At 71.3% G+C, this 26275-nt stretch carries 19 protein-coding genes and 2 pseudogenes; 8 read left to right on the forward strand and 13 right to left on the reverse strand.

The window, feature by feature from the left end:
* Positions 1-134: 134 nt before the first annotated feature.
* Together ABEA87_RS18560 and ABEA87_RS18565 are read right to left on the reverse strand one after the other, a co-directional pair.
* Entirely contained in the window at positions 135-2966 is a 2832-nt protein-coding gene (locus ABEA87_RS18560) for a fascin domain-containing protein (RefSeq protein ID WP_345631155.1), read from the reverse strand.
* Between the two features lie 496 nt (positions 2967-3462).
* Complete coding sequence (locus tag ABEA87_RS18565; protein WP_345631157.1) at positions 3463-5904, reverse strand: ABC transporter permease; 2442 nt, start codon at positions 5902-5904, stop codon at positions 3463-3465.
* Positions 5905-6420: 516 nt separating this feature from the next.
* Here ABEA87_RS18565 and ABEA87_RS18570 point away from each other — a divergent pair.
* A complete protein-coding gene (locus tag ABEA87_RS18570; RefSeq protein WP_345631159.1) occupies positions 6421-7473 on the forward strand; it encodes a LacI family DNA-binding transcriptional regulator in 1053 nt (350 codons plus the stop codon).
* 97 nt (positions 7474-7570) lie between these two features.
* Here the strand turns inward: ABEA87_RS18570 and ABEA87_RS18575 are convergent, their stop codons facing one another.
* From ABEA87_RS18575 to ABEA87_RS18590, 4 genes are all read right to left on the reverse strand, one after another.
* Complete coding sequence (locus ABEA87_RS18575; protein ID WP_345631161.1) at positions 7571-8953, reverse strand: pectate lyase family protein; 1383 nt, start codon at positions 8951-8953, stop codon at positions 7571-7573.
* A gap of 131 nt (positions 8954-9084) precedes the next feature.
* A complete protein-coding gene (locus ABEA87_RS18580; RefSeq protein ID WP_345631163.1) occupies positions 9085-9411 on the reverse strand; it encodes a cupin domain-containing protein in 327 nt (108 codons plus the stop codon).
* Positions 9389-10693 carry a Gfo/Idh/MocA family protein gene (locus tag ABEA87_RS18585; protein ID WP_345631164.1) on the reverse strand — a complete coding sequence of 435 codons (1305 nt, stop codon included), beginning with the start codon at positions 10691-10693 and terminating at the stop codon, positions 9389-9391. Before ABEA87_RS18585 ends, ABEA87_RS18580 begins: the two co-directional genes overlap by 23 nt.
* Entirely contained in the window at positions 10690-12021 is a 1332-nt protein-coding gene (locus tag ABEA87_RS18590) for a Gfo/Idh/MocA family protein (protein WP_345631165.1), read from the reverse strand. The genes ABEA87_RS18585 and ABEA87_RS18590 overlap by 4 nt, the downstream gene beginning before the upstream one ends.
* 204 nt (positions 12022-12225) lie before the next feature.
* Between ABEA87_RS18590 and ABEA87_RS18595 the strand changes: the two are divergent.
* The 6 genes and pseudogenes from ABEA87_RS18595 to ABEA87_RS18620 all read left to right on the forward strand — a co-directional run.
* A pseudogene (locus ABEA87_RS18595) lies at positions 12226-13218 on the forward strand (LacI family DNA-binding transcriptional regulator); the annotation flags it as partial.
* Positions 13219-13509: 291 nt separating this feature from the next.
* A pseudogene (locus ABEA87_RS18600) lies at positions 13510-14628 on the forward strand (ABC transporter substrate-binding protein); the annotation flags it as partial.
* Positions 14629-14661: 33 nt separating this feature from the next.
* Positions 14662-15642 (forward strand): carbohydrate ABC transporter permease, encoded by a 981-nt coding sequence (locus ABEA87_RS18605; protein ID WP_345631167.1) that lies wholly within the window; start codon positions 14662-14664, stop codon positions 15640-15642.
* Complete coding sequence (locus ABEA87_RS18610) at positions 15639-16547, forward strand: carbohydrate ABC transporter permease (protein WP_425570910.1); 909 nt, start codon at positions 15639-15641, stop codon at positions 16545-16547. The genes ABEA87_RS18605 and ABEA87_RS18610 overlap by 4 nt, the downstream gene beginning before the upstream one ends.
* A 4-nt stretch (positions 16548-16551) precedes the next feature.
* Positions 16552-17211, forward strand: coding sequence for a hypothetical protein (locus tag ABEA87_RS18615; protein WP_345631168.1), 660 nt, complete (start codon positions 16552-16554; stop codon positions 17209-17211).
* 6 nt (positions 17212-17217) lie between these two features.
* Positions 17218-17937: a haloacid dehalogenase-like hydrolase gene (locus ABEA87_RS18620; RefSeq protein ID WP_345631170.1), complete on the forward strand. Its 720-nt coding sequence runs from the start codon at positions 17218-17220 to the stop codon at positions 17935-17937.
* A 12-nt stretch (positions 17938-17949) separates the two neighbouring features.
* Here ABEA87_RS18620 and ABEA87_RS18625 read toward each other — a convergent pair whose 3' ends face one another.
* The 3 genes from ABEA87_RS18625 to ABEA87_RS18635 are packed head-to-tail and all read right to left on the reverse strand — an operon-like array spanning position 17950 to position 19669.
* Positions 17950-18627 (reverse strand): YoaK family protein, encoded by a 678-nt coding sequence (locus ABEA87_RS18625; RefSeq protein WP_345631172.1) that lies wholly within the window; start codon positions 18625-18627, stop codon positions 17950-17952.
* Positions 18628-18637: 10 nt separating this feature from the next.
* Positions 18638-19075, reverse strand: coding sequence for a PPC domain-containing DNA-binding protein (locus tag ABEA87_RS18630; RefSeq protein ID WP_345631174.1), 438 nt, complete (start codon positions 19073-19075; stop codon positions 18638-18640).
* A 15-nt stretch (positions 19076-19090) separates the two neighbouring features.
* Positions 19091-19669, reverse strand: coding sequence for a hemerythrin domain-containing protein (locus tag ABEA87_RS18635; RefSeq protein ID WP_345631175.1), 579 nt, complete (start codon positions 19667-19669; stop codon positions 19091-19093).
* A gap of 175 nt (positions 19670-19844) precedes the next feature.
* On the opposite strand from ABEA87_RS18635, the gene ABEA87_RS18640 reads away from it, so the two are divergent.
* Positions 19845-22211, forward strand: coding sequence for a xanthine dehydrogenase family protein molybdopterin-binding subunit (locus ABEA87_RS18640; protein ID WP_345631176.1), 2367 nt, complete (start codon positions 19845-19847; stop codon positions 22209-22211).
* A 9-nt stretch (positions 22212-22220) separates the two neighbouring features.
* Here the strand turns inward: ABEA87_RS18640 and ABEA87_RS18645 are convergent, their stop codons facing one another.
* The 4 genes from ABEA87_RS18645 to ABEA87_RS18660 are packed head-to-tail and all read right to left on the reverse strand — an operon-like array spanning position 22221 to position 26188.
* Entirely contained in the window at positions 22221-23306 is a 1086-nt protein-coding gene (locus tag ABEA87_RS18645) for an ABC transporter ATP-binding protein (protein WP_345631178.1), read from the reverse strand.
* Positions 23303-24124: an ABC transporter permease gene (locus tag ABEA87_RS18650; protein ID WP_345631181.1), complete on the reverse strand. Its 822-nt coding sequence runs from the start codon at positions 24122-24124 to the stop codon at positions 23303-23305. The genes ABEA87_RS18645 and ABEA87_RS18650 overlap by 4 nt, the downstream gene beginning before the upstream one ends.
* Complete coding sequence (locus ABEA87_RS18655) at positions 24112-25044, reverse strand: ABC transporter permease (RefSeq protein ID WP_345631183.1); 933 nt, start codon at positions 25042-25044, stop codon at positions 24112-24114. Before ABEA87_RS18655 ends, ABEA87_RS18650 begins: the two co-directional genes overlap by 13 nt.
* Positions 25045-25051: 7 nt before the next feature.
* Positions 25052-26188 carry an ABC transporter substrate-binding protein gene (locus ABEA87_RS18660; protein WP_345631185.1) on the reverse strand — a complete coding sequence of 379 codons (1137 nt, stop codon included), beginning with the start codon at positions 26186-26188 and terminating at the stop codon, positions 25052-25054.
* Positions 26189-26275: the final 87 nt, after the last annotated feature.

The following is a 26275-nucleotide window of genomic DNA, read 5'->3' on the forward strand; positions in this document are numbered from 1 at the left end:
CGCAGCGATCGGTGCGCCTGGATCTCCATCGTTCGCCGGGCGGTCAGTTCGGTTCGGCGAGCGGCACCGCGGGGGCGGGTACGGCGTTGCGGGACGTCAACGCCGCACCCACCCGTGGCCGGCGGGGCCGTCGATCAGTCGTTGATGAGGTCGAATTCCTCCCACGGTCCGATGGCGGTGCGGTTGGCGATCAGCGGTTGTGCGCCGGCGTTCTCGGCGGTGACGTAGTCGTTGTTGATGAGTGCCTTGAGGCTGATGCTGCCGTCGGGGTTGTGGGTGAGTTGGAAGGTTTCCCAGGTTCCGATGGCGGTGCGGTTGGCGATCAGGGGCGCGGCGCCGGCGTTGTCGGCGGTGACGATGTTGTTGTTGGCGTGGGCGCGCAGGGCGATGTTGCCGTTGCCGGCGTCGAGCAGGTCGAACTGCTCCCAGGGTCCGATGGCGGTGCGGTTGGCGATCAGCGGTTGTGCGCCCGCGTTCTCGGCGGTGACGTAGTCGCCGTTGGCGTGCGCCCGCAGGCTGATGACGGATGAGGAGTGTGCCCGCGCGTCGAGCCCGATGCTCCCGCCGCCGCTGAGGTGCCGGGCCGCCCCGGCCGGACTGCCGCTGACGGCGGCGAACGGCAGTGCGGTGGTGGGCGAGGCGGTGGGCTCGACGAGGTAGGTGCGCCCGGACACGGCCGGGATGGTCAGCGTGGCGTTGACAGTCGCGCCGACCACGGTCGCGCCGGTGTTGTCCACCACCGTCACGCTCTGGCCCGGCCACGGGCTGCGTACCGTGATGGGAGCACCGGAGCCCGAGGCGATGGCCACGGTGCTCACCGTGCCGCCGGACACCTGCACGGAGACCTTCGAGTTGTGCTGGATGTAGACGGTGCCCTCGCCGGTCCAGTCGCTGGGCCACGCGGGTGCGATGCGCACCAGGCCGTCGTAGTCCTGCACGAACGCCTCGGCCACGGTGGCCGCCAGCACGCCGGCCTGCTCGAGATAGGGCTCGCTGGCCGGCGTACCGGTGAAGCTGGCCAGGCCCGACGGGTACGCCTGGTAGGACCTGGTCGCCGCGAGCAGGTCCGACCTCACCTCGCCGCCCAGACCCAGCCGGGCCGCCTGCAGGGGGTCGAAGCTCCAGTCGTTGCCGTTGACGTAGCTGCGGGACGTGTAGGTGCGTTTGGCCAGAGCGGTGAGCGAACCGCTGTCACCGATCACGTTGTACGGCCAGACCGCCTCGAGCCCGAGGTTCTCGTCGTTGTGGGTGGGCGCGGTCGGCTGGCTGGAAGGGCCGATCATGTCCGCCCCGGCCGCGTCGGCGGCCGCGGTCAGCAGTTGGGTCTTCGTGGCCGTGTCGGTGCGGGGCAGGGGTGGGATCTTCGGGATCGCCGAGTTGAGCTGGTTCACCAGGCCCGAGTCGACACCCAGGGTCTGCGCCGCCTTGACGGTGGCCGGGAACAGGGCCTGCATGGCCAGGATGTCGGTCACCGGGTCGTTCACGTTCCACTGCGTCTCGTGCGCGTTGGCCTTGGTGTGCAGGAGCCCGTCGGAGCCGGTCGTCGCATACGACAGCAGGAAGTTGGCCGCGCCGCTGAGCAATGGGTAATTGGTCGAAAGGAATGACCGGTCGTCCGTCATCAGGTAGCGCTGCCAGACCCATAGCCCAATCTCGGCGCCGGTGGTGATGGTCAGCGAGTTGTAGCTGGGCGTGATGTTCTGGTCGCACGAGGCGTTGCTGGTGGCGCCCTGGTAGGTCCCGTTGCCGTTGAAGCGCATGGTCTCGGGCACGCACAGCCCGGGCCGGCCGCCCATGTTGGCGCTCGTCCACGCCGCGATGTTGGAGGCGTTGCTCTGGTACAGGCGGAAGGTCGGGTCGTCGAGGCCGAACTCGCCGGCGGACAGGTTGGCCTGCACCTGCATGCGCAGGTTCCAGAACCAGTAGCCGGCCGGGAACCAGTCCTGGTGGTCCTGGGAGAAGTTGAACAGGTCGGCGACGCCGGCCTGGGAGCCCGGGTACGTGCCCCGGCTGCTGGCGGCCTCGTCATACAGGTACAGGGTGCGCAGGTTTTCCACGTAGTCGCCGGTACCGTCGGTCGAGGAGATCTTGATCAGGCCGGCACCCGCCCAGTACGAGTGCCACCAGGACAGGTGGGCCGCGGCGACGGAGGACGCGGACGCGGTGGCGTCACCGCCCAGCAACGCGCTCGCGGTGGCCACCGCGTCGCCGCCGGTCCAGCCGGGTGCGGCCACCACCACCCGGTACGAGCCGTCGGTGTTGGGTTGGAAGCTCACCCGCGCGGTGGACGAGTTGGGTGCCGAGGCGACCACGTCGCGCCCGCCCGCGGTGACCGCGGCCATCGTGCCGAAGGTCTGCCCGGAGGCCCCGCTGCCGCTGTTGTCCACGAAGGTCTCGGCGAGGGTCGCGACCGTACCCGAGGCCCGGGACGCGGGCGATCGGCCGCTCCACAGTGCCACCTGGGCGGTCTGGGTGCTGTTGGGATCCGCCCCCGTGACGTTCACGACCAGTTCGGCCTTGTCCGCCCGCAGGTACGCGGTCAGCGTCATGCCGCCGCCGGACTCGTGCAGGGTGCCGTCGTAGAGGTCGAGGTACCCGGTGAAGTCGGCCGCGCCGGTGAGTGTGGCCAGTCCCGGGATGGTGACCTGCCCGGGTGACTTGCGGTCGGGGAAGGTGTCGGTGCGGTTGAGTTGGGCGGTGAAGCCACCGGCCGCCCAGACGGCGGCGCCGAGCGTGCCGTTGCCCAGCGGGACGAACTGGCTGGCGCTGGGGTTGGGCTGACCGAGCACGATGTCGGATCGGCGTACCACGTCGGGGGTGTCGACGACGAAGGTGCCGTTGCTCCAGGCGGTGGTGCTGCCGGCGGCGATGGCGGACGGTGCCGTGGCGACGTTGAGCCCACCCAGCACGAGTACCGCGGTGGTGCCCAGGGCGATTGACCGGGCGAGTCGGCGCTGTCGGTCCATGAGACCTCCTCGGCGGGTGCGCGCGGGCGCGGGGCGACCGTGGGGCGGCGCGGCCTACGGAGGTTCCCGGTCCGGCTGTTCGCGACCGGCCGGCGGCCGCGACCGCGCCGCCCGTTGGGCGGGGCGGTGGGGCCGGTGGGACGGTGGGGCCGGCCACCTGGCCGCGACGGGGCGCGCCCGGCGCTGGGGACGGAATTCACGAGATAGTTCAACGACTGAACGAATCGATGGTGTTGAAACTATGCCGCCAATAGTTGCGCTGTCAAGACTGCGGAGAGGGCGGATCTTTTCGGACGGGTGCCGACTTCTTTGGGGCGTCGAAGCGCTTCGGTCGCTTACTGTCCGCGTCTGTTGATCTGCGTTCGTTTGCGGATTATCCGCTGGCACCGGCCCTCGTCCGGCGCCCCGTGCCGCTGACGCATCGCGGTCGTGGGGTCGGTCCGACCCGTTCAGGTCCTCGGATGTCTGTGCGCGTTCGGTGGCGCGCTTGGCCGGCTCACTCGGAGCGCAGCCCCTCGGGCCGCAGCAGCCGCCACAGCGCCGGCAGGCTGGCCGCGGTGACCAGCAGGACCACCACCACCGCCGCGCCGGACATCTCGGCAATGCCGGTCCACGGCAGGCGCGTCACGGACACGCCGGTCACCGCCAGCAGTGCCGAGCCGAGGCCAATGCCGACGGCGGCGGCCAGGACCAGGCCGAGCAGCATCGGGATGGCAGTCTGCCACAGCACCGAGGCGCTCAGCGTGCTGCGTCGGGTGCCGAACGCGACGAGTACCGCGAGGGTGCGGCGCTGCTCGCGCAGTTGCTCGAGCACGCCGACCAGCAGGCTGGCGCCGATCAGCAGCAGCACGGCCACCATGCCGATGGACAGCCCGCGCTGGATGGTGGAGAACTGGTTGTTCCGCGCCGTAACGGCCAGCGGCTCGACCGTCATCATCGGGCTGATCGCCGCCGCGGTGTTGCGTAGGTACTCCAGCCCGTCGGGCCGGTGGTCAGTGCTCAGGTAGAGGGTGAGCACCGGGGTGCGCAGTTCGGACGCCGTGACCGCGCCCGGGGTGGCCATGACGCCCACGAACGAAGAGCCCCCGGGGTCGGGCGCCGCGGCGATGGTCCGCGCCGACGACGGAACTGTCCATTGTGGACCAGGACCGCCGCCGGGGGGTACCAGGGTCACCCGCTGGCCCGGCGCGGGTAGCGGACCGTCGCCCATGCTGTGCTGTGGCCCCGCGGCCAGGAACACGTCGCCGTCGGAACACGGGCCCACCTTGTACAGCCTGGCCAGCGTCGCGCAGTCGCCGACGACCAGCGTGCCGGCCGGCTCCTCGGCGTCGGAGGCCGCGGGCTCGGACGCCGTCGCACCGGAGCCGGCCCAGCCGATGTTGCCGCTCAGGACGGCATCCACCGAGGTGACGCCGGGAGTCGCGTGGAACCTCGCCGCGCTCCGGTCCGCCGTGGCGGCGTCGACGCCGGTACTCAGGGTGCTCATCACCTGTGCGCGCGACGGGTCCTGGCCGGTCGCCTTGGTGTAGTCGCTCTGCGCGCTGCCGAAGGTCATCTGCAGCGCTATGCCGCCGGCCACGGCCACCGCGACGCCGCTGGCCGCACGGGTCGGCGTGCCGCTGTTGAGCTGGAGCCGGCGGACGGCCAGTTGCCACGACACGGTGCTCCCGCCGGCGTGGCGCACCACCAACTCGATCAGCCACGGCAGCAGGGCGACCACTCCGATCAGCAACAGCCCGATGCCGAAGCTGAACTGGTATTTGTTGGGGCCCGATCCCTCGCGGTGCACCGAGTTGAAGGCGGGCACCAGCAGGGCGAGCCCGATCAGGGGCAGCGCCAGCCGCCACCACAGGCGCCGCCGCGCGCTGCCGGACCGGCGTACCACACCGAGCGGCTCGATGACCACGTGCCGCAGCGCGAACAGGCTGACCGCCACGGCCGACGCCAGCACCCCGAGCACGATGAGCGCCGCGAGCACCGGGTTGGGCGACACGTCCGAGGCGAACGCGCTGATGTTCCACAGCGTGAGCCTCGGCACGATGAACTGCCGCCCGAGGAGCAGGAAGAGCACGCCGAGGACGACCCCCACCCCCGCGGAGACCAGGGACTCGCCCGCCGCGACCCGCGCGGCCATCCGCCGGTCGGCACCGACCAGCCGGAGCGCGGCCAGCCGGCGGTCGCGCTGCTCACCGCCGAAACGGGTGGCCGAGCCGATGAACACCGCCACCGGCATCAGCAGTACCACCAGAATGATGACGACCAGCAGCATCAGCACGGGGTCCAGCCCCTCGGCGGTGTCCTGCGCGCCGAAATGATCGATGCGACTGACTCCGCTGCCGTCCCCCAGGGCCCGCTCCAGCTGGGCGCTGCCGAGGTAGAAGGCGAGTTCGTTGGGGCCGGACAGGCCGGCGCGCGCGATGGTGTCCACGATGGGGTGGTTCAACCGGGTGCGCAGCAGCGCGCCGGACGGGGAGCCGAGCAGCCGGGCCAGGGCCGGCGAGACGACGAGCTGATCCGGGGCGGGATCGGCCGAGAGGCCCGGCGGCACCGGGGCCTTCGGCCCCTCGGGCTGGACCAGCCAGCCGGTGATGGACTGGTCACGGAAGGTCGTGTCCCACTGGGAAATCAGCATCGTGTCGTCGCCGCGGGACAGCTGCGGCCCACCCACGTACACGTAGTCGCGGGCGGCGCTGCGCTCGTGGTGTGCCCGCTCGATGGCCGGAAGCGACGCCGCGGCCAGGAGCAGGGCCACTCCGAGCCCCACGCCGAGCGCGGCGAGCACCGTCCTGGTCCACCCCTCCCGGCCGCCGGACAGGGTCAGCCGCGCGCCCAGCGCGAGGTCGCTCAGCCAGCCCCGCAGGAACGGGCGGCCGGTGCCGCGCGGTGTGTCCGGCGCACTGCCGGCGGCGGCTCTCGGACGGTCGACCCTCGGTGACATGGCCGGAACTCTACACCACGAGGTATACCTCTGGGTGTATAGCGAGGTGAGGGTCACCGCCACGCCACCACCGCGGTGATCGGTGCCCTGGTCGGCGGGCGGTTCTCCCGGCGCCCGCTCCGTTGCGACATCGACGCGACGGCGGCAGCATCGACGACCCGTCGGGCAATGTCGCGGCATCGGCGGGCGATGGACTCGGCGCGACCGCGACCGCGACCGCGACCGCTACCGCGGCTGAGCGCGGGAGTGCGGTCGCGACGCGCCGACCGATGTCCCTGACCGCGCCTCGCCCCTCGCAAATCGGGCGGGCGGTGTCACGCGTGGGCCCCGGACGGGTCGCGCGCCCGGGAATTTCGGGCTCTCCGGGGGCTCCGGATGCAGCCCGGCCAGGGTACCTTAGGAAAGCGGATTCCTGCGCTACTGTAAACACACACGAGTACTCGTTAGGGCCAACGCACCTCGTCAGCGGCCGGCACGCCGGGGGCGGGAGATTCCGACAAGACCTGGGTAGGCGACATGGCTGAAGGCCCCTCCGGCGTCGTACGGCTGGCCGATGTCGCACGCCGGGCGCGAGTCTCCCCATCCACCGCCTCCCGGGTCATCAACGGCAACGCCAAGCACGTGACCGAGGCGCTGCGCACCCGGGTCATGAAGGCGGTCGAGGAGCTGCGCTACGTCCCCAACGCGCACGCCCAACTGCTCGCCCGGCCGCAGCGCACCGCCGTCGGCGTCATCGTGCACGACGTGTCCGACCCCTACTTCGCCGAGTTGACGCGCGGACTGCAACGGGTTGCCGCCGATCACGGCCGGCTGCTGGTCATCTGCAACAGCTACCGCGACCCCGAGCGGGAACTGGAATATGTGGAGCTGCTGCGCGCCCAGCAGGTCGCCGCCATCGTGCCGGCCGGGTCGGGCTACCACGACGCCAAGTTCAACCGCGAGTTCAACGCGGAACTCCGCGCGTACCAGCAGGCCGGCGGCCGGGTGGCGGTCATCGGCCGGCACGACATAGTGGGCGACGCGGTGGTGCCGGGCAACGAGAACGGCGCATACCTGCTCGGCACCGAACTCTTCCAGCTCGGGCACCAGCGGGTGGGCGTGATCGCCGGCCCCCGGGTGCTCACCACCACCACCGACCGGCTGGCCGGGTTGAAGCGCGCCGCCCGCGACTACGGGCGCCAGCTGCCGGCCAGGCGGATCCGGTACGACGACTTCAGCCGGGACGGCGGCGCGAGCGCGGCGGTGGAGCTGATGGACCGGGAACCGGGGCTGACCGCGATCATCGCGCTCAACGACACGATGGCGGTCGGCGCGCTGGCCGCCCTGCGCGAGCGCGGGGTCGCCGTACCGGACGAGGTGTCGGTGGTGGGCTTCGACGACGTACCGATCGCCCGCGATGTGACGCCCGCGCTGACCACCATCCGGTTGCCCTTGGTCGAGATGGGAAAGCGGGCGATGAGCCTGGCGTTGGACGCGCCGGACCCGTCCCGCCGGCCGAGGGCGCCCCGGGTGCAGCACGTGGCCGGCGAGATCGTCCGGCGGGCCAGCGCCGCGCCCCCGCCCCGCTGACGCGGCGAGCACGGCCCGCTTCCAGATGCGGCGAGTGCGGGCCGCCCCGTGGGTGGCCCGCACTCGCCGGTGGCGGCGCGCCGTCGCGCGCTACCGGTCAGCCGAGCAGCTTGGTGCCGGCGGTGAGCCCGACCACCACCGGTACCACCGCCGTCGGCAGCACCAGGGTGCGCAGGGTCGGGGTCCAGCCGGCATCGGTGCCGATGACGGCCGTCGGGTTCGCGGCGTTGAACGCGGCCAGCGCGCTGGCCGGCGAGAACCTGCGGCCCTGACCGATCCAGGTGCCCTTCTCGGTCATCGCCGTGCCGCCCCAGTTGTAGACGACCTTCGAGGGGTCCACACCCGAGCCGAGCATGATGGCGTTGTTCTGCGCGTAGATCGCCGACAGGTGGCCGACTCCCCACGAGTACGAGTACCCGTCGGCCGCGAACGGGCCGGTGGCGTTCGGAATGTCGTACAGGTTGTTGTAGATGTCGACCTGACCGAACCGTACCCGCGGCCCCCGCTGCCCGAGGTTGGCGAAGCGGTTGTTGTGCAACGTGACCCGCAGCTTGCCCACGTCGTAGGTGGGGCTGTCGGTCGAGCCGATGAGCATCGACTTGTCATGGTCGTGCAGGTAGTTGTTGGACGCGGTGACCAGATCGGCGCCCTTGGTGATGTCGAGCAGCCCGTCGTGCACCTGGTACGGCCGGCCGAGATACTCCGGCTGGTCGGAGTCCGGATTGTTGCCGTCGCTGAAGTCGCAGTGGTCCACCCAGACGTGGGTGGCCCCGATGACCGACAGGGTGTCGTAGGCCGAGTTCCAGTTGCCGGTGCTGCCGTCGGTCGGGTCCCAGACCGGGAAGCAGTCGTGCGCGTCCTGCAGCGTCAGGTTGCGCACAATGACGTTGTCCACGTTCTGGATGAGCAGGTTGGCGCCGGTCAGGCGGGCGCCGGGCAGCCCGATGATGGTGGTGTTGGAGCCGACGTTGATGTTGATCCGGGCGCCCTGGTTCTTGGCCGAACGCGCGCGGGCGTCCTCCAGCGGTCCGCTGGGCTTACTGGTACGTCCCCAGACGGCGGGATCGTACGCGGCCAGGTACGCGTCCAGGGTGTATCCGGGGTCCGCGTAGGCGTCGCAGCCGACCGGTTGGTTCGCGTCGTCCACGTTGGCGTTGACGCTGCCGCTGACGTAGATGATTTTCGGGGTGGTGTTGGTCGCGTTCGTCGCGTTGTTGCCGCCGAGCGCGTTCACCAACTCGCCGCGGTTGTGCACCACGAACACCTCGTCCGCGGTGGCGGCCGCGCCGCCCGACGTACCGGTGCCGGAGGCCGCCCAGCCGTCGTTGGCGGGCAGGCTCTGCCGGCCGATCAGCTGCGCCAGCCGCGATGGTTGGTCGTCGCGGGAGTGCCCGGCGCTCGCCGCGTTGGCGGTACCGGCGCAGCCGAGACTCACGGTGATGGCCGCCAACGCGGCCGGAACAATGACTCGCAGACGCATGAACCCTCTCCTCAAATCTCCGATGGGCGTTCGCCGACCGAGCCGGAGCCTCCCCGACCGTGGCTGGAGGACTAGCCCGCGGGCTGCAGGACTAGCCCGCGGGCTGCAGGACTAGCCCGCGGGCTGCAGGACTAGCCCGCGGGCTGCAGGTGCAGCCACATCGACACCAGCGGCAGTTCCCCCGTGCTGAGCAGGTGGTGGTCTTCGCCCGGATCCACCACGAACAGGTCGCCGGTCTGGAACGGGGTCTGCTCGCCGTCGATCTCGATGAGGCCGCTGCCCTGCAGGATGGTGAACACCTCGGGGACGTCGTGCACGTGGCGCCCCTCCGGATGGGTTCGCTGGCCGGCGAGGTACGTGCTCACCCCGCCGCGTTCCAGCACGTGACCAGGTACCGCATCGGACAGCACGGGTCCGTCCTTGCCACGCGACAGGTCATCCAGGCTGAGCTTGCGCATCATGCTCCTCCACTGTGGACACCTTGGAACGCCATGCGCCGGTGGCCCATGGCACGCCGAGTTCGGTGAACTGCGCCCGCTCGTCGCCGGCCCGGCGCACCAGTTCGGCGATCCCGTCGATCGCCAGCCCGTCGGTGCCGGGGCCGCCGTTGGCGGGGCCGCCATTGGTGGAGCCGTCGGTGGCGGGGCCGTCGGGGCCCCGGCCGGCCGCGGTCGCCGCCGCGTGCGGTACGAGGTACCGCCCGGGTATCCGCTGCGCGGCCGGCCCGCCGGCGAGGGCGTCGACGACGGCGGTGAACGGCGCGGTCACCGGCAGCGGCGCCAGCAGCGGCACCGGCGCACCGCCCTCCTCGCGCGCGGCCCGGTGGGCGAGCAGGTTTTCCAGCAGGTCGACGCGGCCCGGCACGGCCTCCATGGCGGCCTGCCCGGGCAGCCGCAGCCGGTCGGTCGGGTACTCCAGCACGGCGCTGCCGCAGGTGCCGGTGACGGTGATGTCGCCCGGGATGAACGTGGCGGAGCGCAGGCTCACCGCCAGCGTCACGTCGAACCCGCCGGCCAGGCGCAGCCGCAGGCACGCGGTGTCCTCCACCTCCAGGTCCAGCACCCGGTACCGCTCGACCGCGAGCACCTCGGGCCGGCCCGCCCCGGCCGCCGCGGCGATGACCAGGCAGTCCATCAGCGCGTGGGCGAACGGGTTGGCTATCGCGCCGTCGAGCACGGGCCGGCCGTCGAGCACCCGGCGGGCGGACCACGGCGCGCGGCTGAAGTACGCGTCGGGCCGCCACCACGCGCCCACCCCGGCGACGGAGGTGACGGTGCCGAGCCGGCCGGCCGCGATGGCCTCCACCAGCCGGGTCAGCGCGGGCGAGCCGAGCGCCTGGAAGCCAACCTGGCAGGCCCGCCCGGACGCGGCCAGGGCGGCGGACAGTGCCGAGTGCTCGGCCAGCGTGAGCACCGGCGGCTTCTCCAGCAGCAGGTCACAGCCCGCCGACAGGGCATCCAGCGCGATCGGCAGGTGGGTGTGCGGGGGAGTGCAGATGACCACCGCCTGCGGGGCGCGGTCGGCGAGCAGGCGGCGATGGTCGGTGTACAGCGGCACCCCGTCGGGTACCGGTACCGGCCGCACGTCGCAGACCCCGATCAGGCGCACCCGGCCCGCGCCGGCCAGCCCGACCAGCCGCTTCAGGTGTTGCTCACCGTGCCCGGCCGCGCCGATCAGGGCGACGGTCGGCGGCACCGTCCGCACGCCGGTCGCGGACCGGGCCTGGGGCGCCCCGCTCACGGGATGTCCAGCAGGTCGGCCACCCGGACCGGGCGGCCGGTGGCGAACGACTCGTTGGCGGCCAGGCCGGTGGACAGCGACAGGGCGCCATCCTGGGCGGTGGCCGCCCGGCCCAACGGGTCGGGCTCGGTGGCGGCGCCGAAGATGGTGGCCAGCATCCGGACGTCCGCGCCGCCGTGACCGGTCCGGGTGTATCCGGGTACGTCGATGTCCCTGGGTGGTGCCCAGAACGGGCGCACGGTCAGCTTCAGCCAGCCCCGCTCGGCGGCCGCCTCGACGCCGTGCAGCGCCGAGTGGTCGCCCTTGACCTCGCCGGCCGCGGCGAGATCGACGTGGTCGCTCTCCACCACCTCCAGCTCCAGCCGGCCCCTGCTGCCGTTGAACATCACCCGGTACCCCTCCCAGGGCGAGTACGCGGTGAGGTGGTACGTCATGGTGGCGCCGGTGTCGTAGCGCACCAGCACCGCCATGTCGTCCTCGATCGTGACTCCGGGGGCGAACACGTTGCGGTCGCGCAGGTAGCCGTCCTCGCCCTCGGCGTCCAGGTAGAGCTCCTTGAGCCGGGGCCGTTCGGCCAGCCGCAGCGCGAACGGGTCGCCGGCCGAGGCCGGGTCGCCGTGGGCCCTCGGGTAGCCGCGGTCGTATCCGTGCCGGGTGCCGGCCGGCCCGTAGAAGAACAGCCGGCCCATCCCGTACACCTCGACCGGCCGGGCACCCAGCCACCAGTTGACCAGATCGAAGTGGTGGCTGGACTTGTGCACCATGAGGCCGCCCGAGTTGGCCTTCTCCCGGTGCCAGCGGCGGAAGTAGTCCGCGCCGTGGCGCAGGTCGAGCTGCCATTCGAAGTGCACGGAACCGATCTCGCCGATCTCGCCGCCGGACAGCACCCGGCGCACCGCCTCATGCACAGGGTTGTAGCGGTAGTTGAACGTCACGGTCACCCGGCGGCCGGTGCGTTCGACGGCGTCGAGGATGCGCCGGCAGCGCGGCGCGTCAATGGTCATCGGCTTCTCCGTGATCACGTCACGGCCGGCCTCCAGCGCTGCCACGATGTATTCGTCGTGCGTGCGGTCGACCGAGGTGACCAGCACGGCGTCGACGGACTCCTTGTCGAGCATGGCGGCGAAGCTCTCGACCGGATAGGTGGCCGCGGGCGGCGCGTCCAGACTGGCCAGCAAGCGGTTGTGGGCGTTCATGCGAACCGGGTTGACGTCGCACAACGCCACCAGTTGGGCGGTGTCGGAGTGCTCGACGGCGAGCGCTTTGACGAACATTTCGGCGCGCGAGCCGGTGCCGACAATGGCATATCTGGTGTGAATGGCTGGCATGGGCGATCCTGCCTCTTGGCGCGGGAAAGCGCTTGCACCAAGACTCTCGCCCAACGTGATGCCGTGCGTCAATGGGATCGGCGGCTGCAACAAATCTGCAACACCGAGGCATTGACATGCATCGCAAACCTTTGCATTAATGAGCCATCACGCACGCAGTTAGCTTCTCGTCCCGTTTCTGCAAGCGCTTTCCAGGAGGCCGGCGTGCCGACGACGATCCGAGACGTGGCCAAAGCCTCGGGCGTGCACGCGTCGACGGTTTCGCGCACGTTCACCGCGCCGCGAATGGTCAATCCCGAGACGCGCAGCCGAGTTCTGGCTGTTGCCGAGGCCATGGGATATAGGCCCAACCGGGCGGCACGCGCGCTCATCACCGGTCGTACGCACAATCTCGGGTTGATCGTTGCCGATATCGCCAACCCGTTCTTCCCCCCATTGATCAAAGCGTCGGAGACCTATGCGCGCCAGCGGGATTACCACCTGTTCGTGGCCGACACCGACGAGGACCCGGTGGTCGAGGAGGAACTGGTTCAGGCGATCGCCCGCCAGGTCGACGGGGTGCTGCTGTGCAGCCCCCGAATGGGCAATGGGCTCATTGATCAGCTCGGCCGGGACGTGCCGCTAGTGGTGATCAATCGGGTGGTCGCCGGCCTGCCGGCGGTGGTGATGGACGTCGGGCAGGGCGCCCGCACCGCGGTCACCCACCTGGCCGGGCTCGGCCACGAGCGCCTGATCCTGCTGTCCGGCCCGCGCGGCTCCTGGACCAACCGGGAGATCCGCCGGTCCGCCACCGCCACCGCACGCAGCTGCGGTGTCACCCTGACCGTCCACGGACCGAATCCCCCGACCGAGCAGGCCGGCGCCGCGGCGGCCTGCCATGTGCAGCGCTCCGGCGCGAGCGCGGTACTGGCATACAACGACCTGATGGCGATCGGCCTCATCGACGGTCTGCTGCGCCTGGGCATGCGTGTCCCGCAGGACATCAGCGTGGTCGGCGTCGACGACATCCCGCTGAGCCGGCTCGTGCGACCCCGGCTGACGACCGTGGCCACGCCGACCGCGGCCGCCGGTCGCGCCGCGGTCGACATGCTGCTCCAGCACGGCGCCGATCGCCGTACCAACGCCAAGGTGACCCTCCAGACCACTCTGGTCGTTCGCGACTCGACCGGTCCGGCTCCCCGGCCGCGCCGGGTCGCCACCGACGCCGTGCCCCGCAAGCGGGGCGCCAATACCAAATCTCAAGGAGTGATCGTCATGCCATCCACGCCCTCCCCGTCCGTCGATCCGCCCTCGATGGCGCGGCGTCGCAACGGGACCACCCGCCGCAGCATGCTCGCGGTGCTCGGCCTCGGCGTACCGGCCGCGCTCGTCGGCTGCGGCAGCGGTTCCAGCGGCTCGGGCAAGCCGAAGGCCGAGGACACCGGGCCGGTCGAGCTGAGCGTGTTCTGGTGGGGCGCGCAGGCCCGCGCCGACATCACCGACCAGGTGCTCAAGCTCTACACGTCGAAGCACCCGAACGTCACCTTCAAGCAGCAGTGGCAGGGCAACGCGGGGTATTACGACAAGCTGGCCACCATGGCGGCCGGCGGCACCGCGCCGGACATCTTCCAGATCGACGACAACGGGCTGACCGAGTACACCACCAAGGGCATCTGCCTGGACCTCAAGCCGTACGTGGGCAAAGAGATCAAGGTCGACAAGTTCCCGGCCAGCCTGGCGAATTCGGGCGAGGTCAGGGGCAGGGTCGGCGGCATCGCCGCGGCCGAGAACACCCCCGCGATGTTCTACGACAAGACCTCCGTCGGCCAGCTCGGCCTGACCGAGCCCAGCGTCGGTATGACCTGGGACCAGTTGATCGACTGGGGTACCCAGGTCTTCGACAAGAGCGGCGGCAAGCTGTACGGCACCATGGACCCCAGCGGCGACTACAAGGCGCTGGAGGTGTGGCTGCGCCAGCAGGGCAAGGACCTGTACACGCAGGACGGCTCGTTCGGCTTCGCCGCCGACGACCTCACCGGCTGGTTCACCCTCTGGTCCAACGCGGCGGCGAAGAAGGCCACCCCGCCGGCCGACCTCATCCACAACGCCAACAGCGGCGACGTGGCCAAGCAGCTGATCGAGGTCAAGAAGGGCGCGACCTCGTTCCTGTGGTCCAACCAGCTCTCCGCGCTGCAGGCGGGCACCGACCACCAGCTCGGGCTGGTCACCTACCCCGGCGACCCGAAGGGCGAGTGGGCTCGGGCCGCGATGTTCTGGTCGGGCTACAGCGGCACCAAGCACAAGTCGACGGTGGTCGACGTCATCAACTTCCTGGCGAACGACCCCGACGCCGGGAAGATCCTGGGCGCCGAGCGAGGCCTGGCCCCCAACCTCGACGTGCGGTCCCTCGTCGCGCCGACGCTCAAGAGCACCGACCAGACCTCGGTGACTTTCGAGACCGGTCTGGCGTCGAAGTTCGGGCCGACTCCGCCGGTACCGCCGAAGGGGCACAGCCAGGTCAAGACGCTGCTGGTCACGGCGGCCGAGAGCGTCCAGTACAAGAAGGCGAGCCCGTCCGCCGCGGCGAGCAGCTTCCTCAGCCAGGCCAAGGCGGCCATCGCGGCCTGAGCGATCGGGCCCCTCTCGAACAGGAGTAAACCCGTGGCACTCACCACGGCTTCGCCGCGGTTGCCCGGCGACCAGACTCCCGACCGTGCCCCCGCCTCTCGACGGCGGGGGCGCGCCTCGTGGCGGGCGCGCGAGCGGACCGCCGGGTACGTCTTCCTCTCCCCGTGGCTGCTCGGGCTGCTCGGGGTCACCGCCATCCCCACCCTCTACTCGCTGTACCTGAGCTTCACCAACTACGACCTGTTCACCACGCCGCAGTGGATAGGTCTGGACAACTACCGGCGGATCTTCACCAACGACCCGCAGTTCCTGCACGCGGTCAAGGTGACGGTGCTGTACGCCGTGATCGCGGTACCGCTGAAGCTGGCCGCCGCGCTGGGAGTGGCGCTGCTGCTGGTCCGCGAGCGGCGCGGCATCGGCTGGGTACGGGCGATGTTCTACCTGCCCTCGTTGCTCGGCGGCAGCGTCGCCCTGGGCATCGTGTGGCAGGCGATGTTCGGCGGCACCGGTGCGATCAACCATCTGCTCGCCCTCGTGGGCATCCACGGCAAGGCGTGGGTCAACGATCCCGACACGGCGCTGGGCACCCTGGTGCTGCTGGGCGCCTGGCAGTTCGGCGCGCCGATGGTCATCTTCCTGGCCGGGCTCAAACAGATCCCGACCGAACTCTACGAGGCAGCCGCCGTCGACGGTGCCGGCCGCTGGCGCTCGTTCTGGCGGATCACCCTGCCGATGCTGTCACCGGTGCTGTTCTTCAATCTGGTGCTCGAGGTGATCCACGGTTTCCAGACGTTCACCCCGGCCTACGTGATCAGCAACGGCCTCGGCGGCCCGGTGGACTCCACGATGGTCTACACGCTCTACCTGTACCTGCGGGGCTGGAGCGACTTCGAGATGGGGTACGCCTCCGCGTTGGCCTGGGTGTTCCTGGCCGTCGTGGGACTGCTCACCGCCGTGCTGTTCTCCACCGGCCGGCTGTGGGTGCACTACAGCGATGGCGAGGATGGGCGATGACCACGCAATCCCTACCCAGGCCACGGGCCGCGTCGCGGCGGCGCCCGGGCAAAGGACCGACCGTCCGGCGCGGCTCACCGGCCTCCCGGGTGCTGCGCGCGCTGATCATCCTGGTACTGCTGTGCATGGTGCTGTACCCGCTGGTGTGGATGGTCGGCAACTCGCTCAAGTCGCCGACCGAGATCCTCAGCAACACGGGCCTGCTGCCCAAGCACTGGACCTGGCGCAACTACCACGATGGCTGGTTCGGGCTGCCGAGCATCACCTTCGGCCGGTTCTTCCTGAACAGCCTGATCATCGCGTGCGGCGTGGTGCTGGCGAACATGGCCTCCTGCGTGGTCACCGCGTACGCCTTCGCGAGGCTGCGGTTTCCGCTGCGCGGGTTCTGGTTCGCCGTCATGATCGGCACCCTGTTGCTGCCGAACCACGTGATGATCATCCCGCAGTACATCCTGTTCCGGCACCTCGACTGGATCAATACGCCGCTGCCGCTGATCGTGCCGAAGGTGCTGGCCACCGAGGCGTTCTTCGTGTTCCTCATGGTGCAGTTCATGCGGGGCATCCCGCGCGACCTGGACGAGGCGGCCCGGATCGACGGCTGCAGCCCGTACGGCGTGTTCCGGCACGTGATCCTGCCGCTGGTGCGCCCGGCGCTGGTCAGCACCGCCATCTTCTCGTTCATCTGGACCTGGAACGACTTCTTCACCCAGCTCATCTACCTCAACGACCTGCCCAAGAAGACGGTCCCGGTGGGCCTGCGGATGTTCATGGACGCCACCGGCCAGACGTCGACCGGACCGATGTTCGCGATGGCGGTGGTCTCGCTGCTGCCGGTGTTCTTCTTCTTCGTGGCGTTCCAGCGCATGCTCGTCGAGGGCATCAACACCGCCGGCCTGAAGGGGTGAGGAGATGGCGGCACCAGGCACCACTGTGCGACGGCCGGGGCGAGGCGCCGGTAGCCGCGAACACTCGAACGAGGCGGCGCCCCGGCCGGACTGGCGGGAGACGCTGGCCGGCGCCGCCGACCTGGCCCTGCTCGGCCTGGTGCTGCTGATCGCCGCGCTGCCGGTGGTCACCCTGGGCGCCGCCGTGTCGACCGGCTCGTACGCGGTCGACCACTGGTGCGCCCACCGCAGCCTGCCTCCGGCCGCGGCGATGGCCCGCGCCTTCGGGCGGGGGCTGGTCCCCGGGCTCGGCGCACTGGCGGCCGCCCTGGCCGGGGGGGCGGTGCTGTGGCTCGACCTGTCCGCCGTCGCGCGAGGGACGGTACCGGGCGGGCCGGCGGCACTGGCCGGCACGGCACTGGTAGCGGTGGCCGCCGCCGGGCTGGCCGGGCTCACGGTGGTACGGGTGGGGCAGGCCGGCGGCGCGGGCTGGGTCGGCGCGGTCGGCTCGGCCTGGCGTACCGCCCTGCGCGCACCCGGGGTACCGCTGGGGGTGGCCGGCGTGCTCGCCCTGACCGGGCTGGTTGGCTGGCTCATGCCGGTGGCGGTGCCGGTGCTCGGCGGGGTCGGTCTGCTCGGCATTCACGTGGTCGCCCGCAGGGCGGGGTGGCGCGCGGAACAATAGGGTCCGATGACCGAACTTCCCCAGGCGACCGGCCCGGGCGGCGACGGTGGTCCCGGCGGCGGCGACCACGACGACCGCCCGGTGGCCGTCTTCGACCTGGACGGCACCCTGCTGCGTGGCGACTCGTTCTCCCGCTTCGGGCGGCAGCTGATCTTCCGTGGCCGGTTGCGGGCCGTGGCCACGATGCTGACCGCCCCGCTGCTCGCGCCGCTGCTCGTGGTGCCGCCGACCCGGCGGCTGGCGGTCACCGGCCTGCTCTGGCTCGCCACCACCGGGCTGACCGCCGAGCGCTTCGCCGCGCTGGCCGAACGGTTCGCCGCCGAGCACGCCGGTGAGCGCTCCGGGAACCGGATAGCCGTCGCCCTTGAGCGGCTGCACGCACATCTGGACGCCGGCGACCGCGTCGTGATCGCCACCGCGTGCGCGGAGCCGCTGGCCGTCGCGATCTGCCAGGAACTCGGTCTCGACGGCGTCGAGGTGGTCGCCGCGCAGCTGCGCCCGGGGCGCTCGGGCATGCGGCCGGTGCGCGGCTGCCGGGGCGCGGAGAAGGTGCACCGGCTGCGCGCGGCGGGCATCGTCATGCCGGTCGCGTACGCGTACACGGACAGCGCCGTGGACATCCCACTGCTGCTGGTCGCCCGCAACCGGTACCTGATCGACCCCGCCCCCGGGCACCTGCGCATCATCCTCGCCAAGGTCGGCCAAGGCTGCACCGTGCTCGATTAGGTGTGCTCGACCTCAACGAGCCGGGCGAGTAGCGGTATCGGAGTCGGTCTCCGTGGAGGTGGCGGCCAGTACCGCGAGCACCACCGGGGGAATCCACCCGACCTCGGCGCCGAGCAGCTCGGTGCCGACCGCTCCGGCGGCCCCGCCGACCAGGTACGCCGCCCAGGCCACGGCCGGCGCCACCGGCCGCTGGCCGGACACGGTGCGGACGATGGCGGTGACCATGGAGCTGGTCACCACCGTGGTCGGCACGCCCGGCACACCGACCCGCTGGGCCACCGCGCTCTGCGCGCCCATCGCCGCCGACAGCACGACCAGCAGCGCCAGGGCCGGGTACAGGCCGGGGCGTGCCCCGGCGACCGTCCAGCCGGCGGCCACCCCGAACAGCAGAACGGCCTCCAGCAGCAGCCCGAGCCGGTACCCGGTGCGCCAGGCCACCGCCCGCAGCACCAGGGCGGCGCCCAGCGTGCCCAGCGCGAACGCGAACAGCGACGCCACCGGCAGCGGCGGCGCGTTCACCAACCGCCGGCCAGTGGCCCACGAAACCACGTCGATGCCGAGCAGCACGGTGTTGCCGGTCATGTTGGCGGCGAACACGTGACCGAGCCCGAGGTACGCGGCCGCGTCGGCGTACCCGGCCACCAGTCCGAGCACCTGTACCGCCCAGGCGCGCGGCGTCCCGCGGGTCATCGAGGGGCCGTCAGGGGGACAGGAGCGACAGCCCGGTCTCCGGGTCGTACCGCCGGGCCAGCTCCGCCGCCACCTCGGTGACCATGACCTCGAGGGTCGGCCAGACCTCGCCCCGCAGCAGGTGCCCGCCCAGGGTGGACCCGTCCCGGCGGCCGAGCACCGCGTGCAGGTGCAGCCGGGGCTTGCCGTCGTGCCCGGCGACGTCGCCGACCAACGAAAGCACCTCTACCTGCTCGGTGACCGGGATCGGCAGGTACCGCCGGGCCACCCGGTCGAAGTACCCCAACTCCCCGCCGGCGAGGCCGCCGACCGCGGTGACCTGCGCGGCCAGGATCCCGTGCTCCGTCACGGCCGAGGTCACCGTGGCGACCGGATCCTCGCCCTTGTCACACACCACCACCAGCACCCGCCGCCGGCCGGCGTCGATCTGGCTCTCGCTGGTCCGCACGGCTGCCTCCCCGGCCTAGGCGCCGTGGCCGTCGTGGGGCTCGCGCCACTCGCGGACCGCGTCGCGCAGCCGATCGAACAGGGCCAGGGGCGGCCCGGCCGCGAGGTTGGCCGCGCGCGACGTGCCCGCCCGGGGATGCGGGCGGGTGGGTGCCTTCGCCTGCGCGGCCTCGAACTCCGCGGCCATCGCCACCAGCCGCGCCGGTTCGAGGTTCTCCCGCAGGTACCGGAGTTCCTCGTTCTCCTCGTTGGCGGCGTGCTCGAGGACCTGCCGGGTCAGCTCGGCCAGCCGGCGGTCGAAGGTGGGGTGGTCCACTCCGAGGCCGTACAGGGAGGCCAGGGTCTGCTTCGCCCCGTGCTCCTCGTCCAGCCGCAGGTCCACCACGTCGTGCCCGGCCCTCAACACCGCGCGGGCGCTCGGATGCACCACCGTCTCCTCGGCGCTCTCGTGCGCGGCGAGCAGCCGGACCAGGTCCTCGAACAGGTCTCGCCGGCGCCCGCCCTGCGCGGCACGGACCTCGGAGAGCAGCCTCCTGATCTGTTCGTGCTGGTCGATCAGGACGTCCACGACGTCCCGCTGACCGGTCGTCGTCATCGCACCGCCTCCCGCCGTCGCGGAACGGTCCGCGCCCGCCCAGCGGGGCTACCCCTCGGGCATCGGGGTAAACCGGCCCCCTTGGGCATCGCGGTAAACCGGGGGGACAGGGCCGGCGAGGACGGCACGTTCCGGATGACCGGTCCGATCGCGGTTCGTCGCGGCGGAAAGGGGTATGAAGGGCGCCCGGGAGCGAGTCGAGCTGGAGAGCGAGATCGAGGTGGCGGGGCAGGACTTCCGCGGTGCCTTCGGGGCCGACGTGACCCGGGTCGAGGGCCGGGAGAAGGTGACCGGCACGGCGCGGTACGCGTTCGAGTTTCCGGTGCCGGAGGCGGTCTACGCCTGGCCGGTGCCGTCGCCGTTCGTCAAGGGCCGGCTGACGCTGATCGATCCGGAGGCGGCGCTGGCCACGAACGGGGTGCTGACCGTGCTGTGGCACACCAACGCGATGCGCCTGCAGTCCCAGGAGAATCCGGAGCTGTACCTGCTTCAGGAGCCGACCATCGCCTATCGGGGGCAGTTCGTCGCCCTGGTGGTGGCGGACACCCTGGAGGCGGCGCGGCACGCCGCCGACCTGGTGGTCGTCGAGGCCGACACCCGGCCGCACGACGTGGTGCTCACCGATCGGCATCCGGGACTGTACCGGCCGGTCAAGGTGAACCCGACCTACCAGACCGACACTGCGGTGGGTGACTTCGACGGGGCGCTGGCCACCGCCTCGATCCGGGTGGATGAGACGTACCACACCCCGGCCGAGCACAACAATCCGATGGAGCCGCACGCCAGTATCGCCTGGTGGGAGGGCGACCGGTTGACCGTGTACGACTCGACCCAGTACCCGACCGCGGTGGCGACCTCGCTGGCCGGCCTGTTCGGGATCGAACCCGACGCGGTACGGGTGATCGCGCAGCACATCGGCGGCGGTTTCGGGTCCAAGGGCGGCCACCCCCGACCCAACGTCGTGCTGGCCGCGATGGCCGCCCGCCACGTCGGCCACCCGGTGAAGGTGGCGCTCACCCGCCAGCACCAGTTCGTCAACGTCGGGTACCGCACGCCGACCATCCAGCGGATGCGGCTGGGCGCGGACGCGGGTGGCCGGCTGGTGGCGATCGGCCACGACGCCATCAGCCAGAGCTCGGAGCTCATGGAGTTCGCCGAGCAGACCGCGGTCATCACCCGGTGGATGTACGCCGGCCCGCACCGGCGCACCACGCACCGGCTGGTCCGGCTGGACGTGCCGTCGCCGGCATGGATGCGCGCGCCGGGCGAGACACCGGGCTCGTTCGCGCTGGAGTCGGCCATCGACGAGCTGGCGGTGGCCGGCGGCTGGGACCCGGTGGAGCTGCGCATCCGCAACGACGCGGAGTTCGAACCCGAGGACGGGCTGCGGTACAGCAGCCGCGGCCTGGTCGCCTGCCTGCGCGAGGGGGCGCACCGGTTCGGCTGGGCCGGGCGCGATCCGAGGCCGGCCTCGAACCGGCAGGGTGACTGGCTGCTGGGCACCGGCATGGCCGCGTCCACCCTGCCGGCCCGCGCGATGCCGAGCACCGCCATCGCGCGGGCCGAGCCGGACGGGTACTTCCACGTGCTGATCAACGCTGTCGACATCGGTACCGGCGCCCGCACGGCGCTGTGGCAGGTGGCCGCGCGGGAGCTGGACGTGGGCCTGGAGCGGGTGCGGATCAGCATCGGGGACAGCGCGATCGGGCCGGCCATGGGCGCGGGCGGCTCGCTGGGCACGGCGTCCTGGGGCTGGGCCGTGGTCAAGGCGTGCCGGGCGCTGTGCGACCGGCTGCGGCTGGAGGGCGGGAAGGTACCGGAGGGCGGCATCGAGGTACGGGTGGACACCGCCAACGACGTCAAGGGCCTGCAGCCGTACGCGCGCTACTCGTTTGGTGCGCAGTTCTGCCAGGTGCGGGTGGACATCGACACCGGCGAGATCCGGGTCGACCGGCTGCTCGGGGTGTTCGCCGCCGGTCGGATCGTCAATCCGCTTACCGCGCGCTCTCAGCTGATCGGCGCGATGACGATGGGTATCTCGATGGCCCTGTTCGAGGAGGGGGCGATGGATTCCCGGTACGGCGCGTACGTCAACCGGGATCTGGCCACCTACCACGTAGCGGCGTGCGCGGACGTGCGTGACGTCGAGGCGTACCTCATCGAGGAGGAGGACACCCACCTCAACCCCTTGGGTATCAAGGGCCTCGGGGAGCTCGGCATCGTCGGCGCGGCGGCGGCGGTCGCCAACGCGGTCTACCACGCGACCGGCGTGCGGGTGCGCAGCCTGCCCATCCGGCTGGACGACCTGCTCGACCGGCTCGACCGGGTGCCACCGCCGCCCGGCCCACCCCCGACGGGCTACGGCCCGCCACCGGCGTACGGACCGGACGAGCAGGTCCCGGCCGGACCCGGCTACCCGGACGGCCCGGACCCGACCGGGTACGGGCCGCCGGAGGCGGGACCGGCCGGACCCGGGCCGGCCGAGCGGATCTCGACCGAACCCGGGCCCGCCGGCCCGGGGGAGGGGGAGTCGAAGGGTTAGGAACGAGCCTCAGACGCGGGCCGGCTGAGCCGCCCCGCCGCCGGCCTCGACCACCACCGGCACCCTGCGCAGGGCCACCCGCACCGCGGCGCCCGGCGGGATCTCCGGCAGCATCGCGCTGGCGACCTGGGCGATGATCAGGTCCCCGGTCGGCAGCGCCACGGTCACCCGGCTGGTCGGGCCGAGGAAGCTGGCCGCGAACACCCGGCTCGAGCCGTCCGGGTCGACGGACAGCTCGACCGCCTCCGGTCGCACCAGCACGGTGACCGGGCCGGCCGGCGCCGCGCTCGGATCCACCACCGGCAGTACGGTGTCCAGCACCTCGACGCTCGCGCCGGACAGCGTGCCGGGAAGCCGGTTGGACAGCCCGACGAAGTCCGCCACGAACGCCGTGGCCGGCTGCTGGTACACCTCCTCGGGCGCGGCCAGCTGCTCCAGCCGGCCGGCGCGCATCACGCCCACCCGGTCGGCGACAGCCAACGCCTCCTCCTGGTCGTGCGTGACGAACAGGGTGGTGGTGCCCACCTCCAGCTGGATGCGGCGGATCTCGTCGCGCAGCTGGACGCGCACCTTCGCGTCCAGCGCGGACAGCGGCTCGTCGAGCAGCAGCACCTTGGGCCGGATGGCCAGCGCCCGGGCCAGCGCGACCCGCTGCTGCTGGCCGCCGGAGAGCTGGTGCGGGTACCGCTCCGCGTGCGTGCCGATGCCGACCAGGTCGAGCATCTCGCCGGCCCGCTCGCGCCGGGCCGCCGGCTTCATCTTGCGCAGCGCCATCCCGAACTCGACGTTCTGCAGCGCGGTCAGGTGCGGGAAGAGGCTGTACGCCTGGAACACCATGCCCATGTCCCGGCGGTTGGCCGGCACGTTGGTGATGTCCTTGCCGCCGACCAGCACCCGGCCGCTGTCGGCGTCCTCCAGCCCGGCGAGCACCCGCAGGGCAGTGGTCTTGCCGCAGCCGGACGGGCCGAGCAGCGCGATCAGTTCGCCCGGCGCCATTTCGAGGTCGAGGTTGTCCAGCGCCTGTACGCCGGCGAACCTGCGGCGCAGCCCGTCCAGGTGTACGGCGACGCTGTCTGAAAGACCGACCGTGGTCACGAGGTCCCCCTGGTGGTTTGCCCCCGCCGCCGGCTGGCGAAGGAGAGCGCGAAGAGCAGGATGAAGGCCAGCACCAGCGCGGCCAGCGACACCGCGACGGACATGGTCGCGCTGCTCTTGCCGAGCAGGTTGACGGCGACCTGGAGGTTGGTCCGGTTGAGCAGCGAGGCGATGGTGAACTCGCCGAGGACCAGCGCCACCGTGAGGAACGCCGCGGACAGCACCGCCGAGCGGATGTTCGGCAGCACCACCCGCCACATCACCGTGCCCCAGCTGGCGCCGAGGCTGCGGGCCGCCTCGGAGAGGGTGCGCACGTCGATGCCGGACAGGCCGGCGTCGATGGCGCGGTACGCGTATGGCAGCACCAGGACGGTGTACGCGAAGGTCAGGGTGAGCGCGGACCCACCGAGGAAGTAGGTGACCCAGGCGTAGACCGGGGCCAGCCCGACCACCAGTACGATCGCCGGAATCGTCAACGGCAACAGGCACAGGTACTCGACCACCCGGCGCAGCCAGGGCAGCCGGAGCCGGGTCCAGACCACCGTCGGTACCAGCATGACCAGCATGAGCGCCACGGTCAGCAGGACCAGCCCGCCGGATGACTTCATGCCCTCCCACAGCTCGGGGTAGGTGTTGGCGAGCTGTGGCCAGTCGAAGAACTGCCGCCAGGTGTCAAACGTGTACTGCCCGCCGGGTTCCCGAATGGTGAACATCAGCATGGCCACCAGCGGCAGCAGGAAGAAGATGCCGAGCACGACGACGACGATCCAGCGGAACGTCGCCTGCCGCCGGGCCCGGCGCGCGATCAGGCCAGCCATCGCGAGGTCCTCCGTTGCAGCAGCGCGTATAGCCACATGACCACGGCGACCACGACGACCATGCCCAGCGCCATCGCCTTACCGAGGTTCTGGTTACCGAGCACGATCTCACTGGTCAGCGCGCTGCGGATCTGCAACGGCACGATCGGGCTGCCCTGGCTGACCAGCGCCGCCGCCGTGGCGTACGCGGAGAAGGCGTTGGAGAACAGCAGCAGGGTGGAGCCGAGGAACGCCGGGGCGAGCAGCGGCATGGCGACCCGCCGCCAGTACTGCCATGTCGAACCGCCCAGGCTCGCGGTCGCCTCTCTCCACTGTGGACGGATGCCGTCGAGCGCGGGCAGGAAGACGATGACCATCAGCGGGATCTGGAAGTACGTGTAGACGAGCACGAGGCCGGGCATGTCGAACAGCCAGACCCCGCCGGAGTAGATGTTGATGCCGAGTTGGTTCTGCATGAACAGCGTGACGAACCCGGACAGGCCGATGGTGGCGATGAAGGCGAAGGCGAGGGTGACCCCACCGAACTGGGCCAGCACGCCGCAGGCCGAGGTGACCAGGCGGCGCAGCAGCCCGTCCGGTCGGGCCGTGACCAGCGCGTACGCCAGCAGGGCGCCGAGGATCGCGCCGAGCACGGCGGTCAGCGCGGACAGCCAGAGGCTGCGGCCGAACGCGTCGAGGATGTACCCGTCACCCAGTGAGGAAAGGTTGTCCAGGGTCGGGTGGCCGTCATCGTTGGCGAACGCGCCGATCGCCACGACGAGCGTGGGGATCACCAGGAACACCGCGATGAACGCGAAGAACGGCACGACACCGGCGAGTTGCCGGCCCCGGCGCCAGCCGGCCCGCCATCTGGCGGGGGCTGGCGCCGGGTCGCGGCGTTGTTTCATCGCCGCGTCCGGTTGTTGGGCAACCGTGCTCATGTCGTCGTCAGCCGACTGCCTTGGCCCAGTTGGCCGACAGGTACGTCGTGGCCTTCTGGGTCTGATCCTCGGTCAGGAACACCGGGGTGCCGGTGGCCGCCGGGAGCGCGGCGTTGGCGGTCTGGTCGATCGTGCCGGCCTTCTGCATGGCGTCGGCGCGAACCGGCCGGGCACCGCCCTGCAGGTACAGGTTCTGGCCCTGGTCGCTGTAGAGGAACTCCTCCCACAGCCGGGCGGCCGCCGGGTCCGGCGCGTCCTTGCTGATGGCCTGCACGTAGTACGAGCCGACCACCGCGTTCTGCGGTACCACGGTCTTCCAGGTGATCTTGCCGGACAGCGTGGAAGCCTGCGCCACGTTGTTGTAGTCCCAGTCGATGACGACCGGGGTCTGGCCGGACTCGATGGTGGCCGGGGTCGGGTCGACCGGCAGGAAGTTGCCCGACTTCTTCAGCTGGCTGAAGAAGTCCACGCCCTTGGAGATGTCGTCGGCCGAGCCGCCGTTGCCCAGCGCCGCCATGACCACGCCGCTGAACGCCGCGCCGGCCTGGGTCGGGTCACCGTTGAGCGCCACCTTGCCCTTGTACGCCGGGCCGAGCAGGTCGGTCACCTTCGTCGGGGCGGGCACCTTGGAGGCGTCGTACCCGATCGACATGTAGCCGCCGTAGTCGTTGACCCAGGTGCCGTTGGCGTCCTTGAGCGCGGCCGGTACGTCGTCGAACGTCGACACCTTGTACGGGGCGAACATCGAGGTGTTGGCCAACGCGACCGCGGTGCCGAGGTCGAACACGTCCGGCGCGCCGCCCTGGCCCTTGAGCTGCTTGGCGGCGTTGATCTCGTCCTGGCTCGCGGCGTCCGGCTGGGCCGAGTTCACCTTGATGCCGTACTTCTGGGTGAACGCCTTGATGATGTTGCCGTAGTTCGCCCAGTCCGGCGGAAGGGCGATGACGTTGAGGTGGCCTTCCTTCTTCGCGGCGGCCACCAGCTTGTCCATCCCGCCGAGGGCGGTCGCGCTGGTTGCGGTGGCCGCGCTGTCGCCGCTGCCGCTGCCGCTGTCGTTCTTGGACGGGGGCGAGCAGGCCGCCACCGCCAATATGAGCCCGGCAGCCGCGACGAGCGCGTTTCCACGGGCAATCCAGGTGCGCACGAATCCTCCTAGACAAAGTGCAGTCGATTGCAGTTGAACTCGACGCCCCTCGACAATCCGTAACCTGGGACGTTCGTCCAACATCAT

This window comes from Rugosimonospora acidiphila (genome assembly GCF_039543385.1).
In the GTDB taxonomy this organism is placed as follows: domain Bacteria; phylum Actinomycetota; class Actinomycetes; order Mycobacteriales; family Micromonosporaceae; genus Rugosimonospora; species Rugosimonospora acidiphila.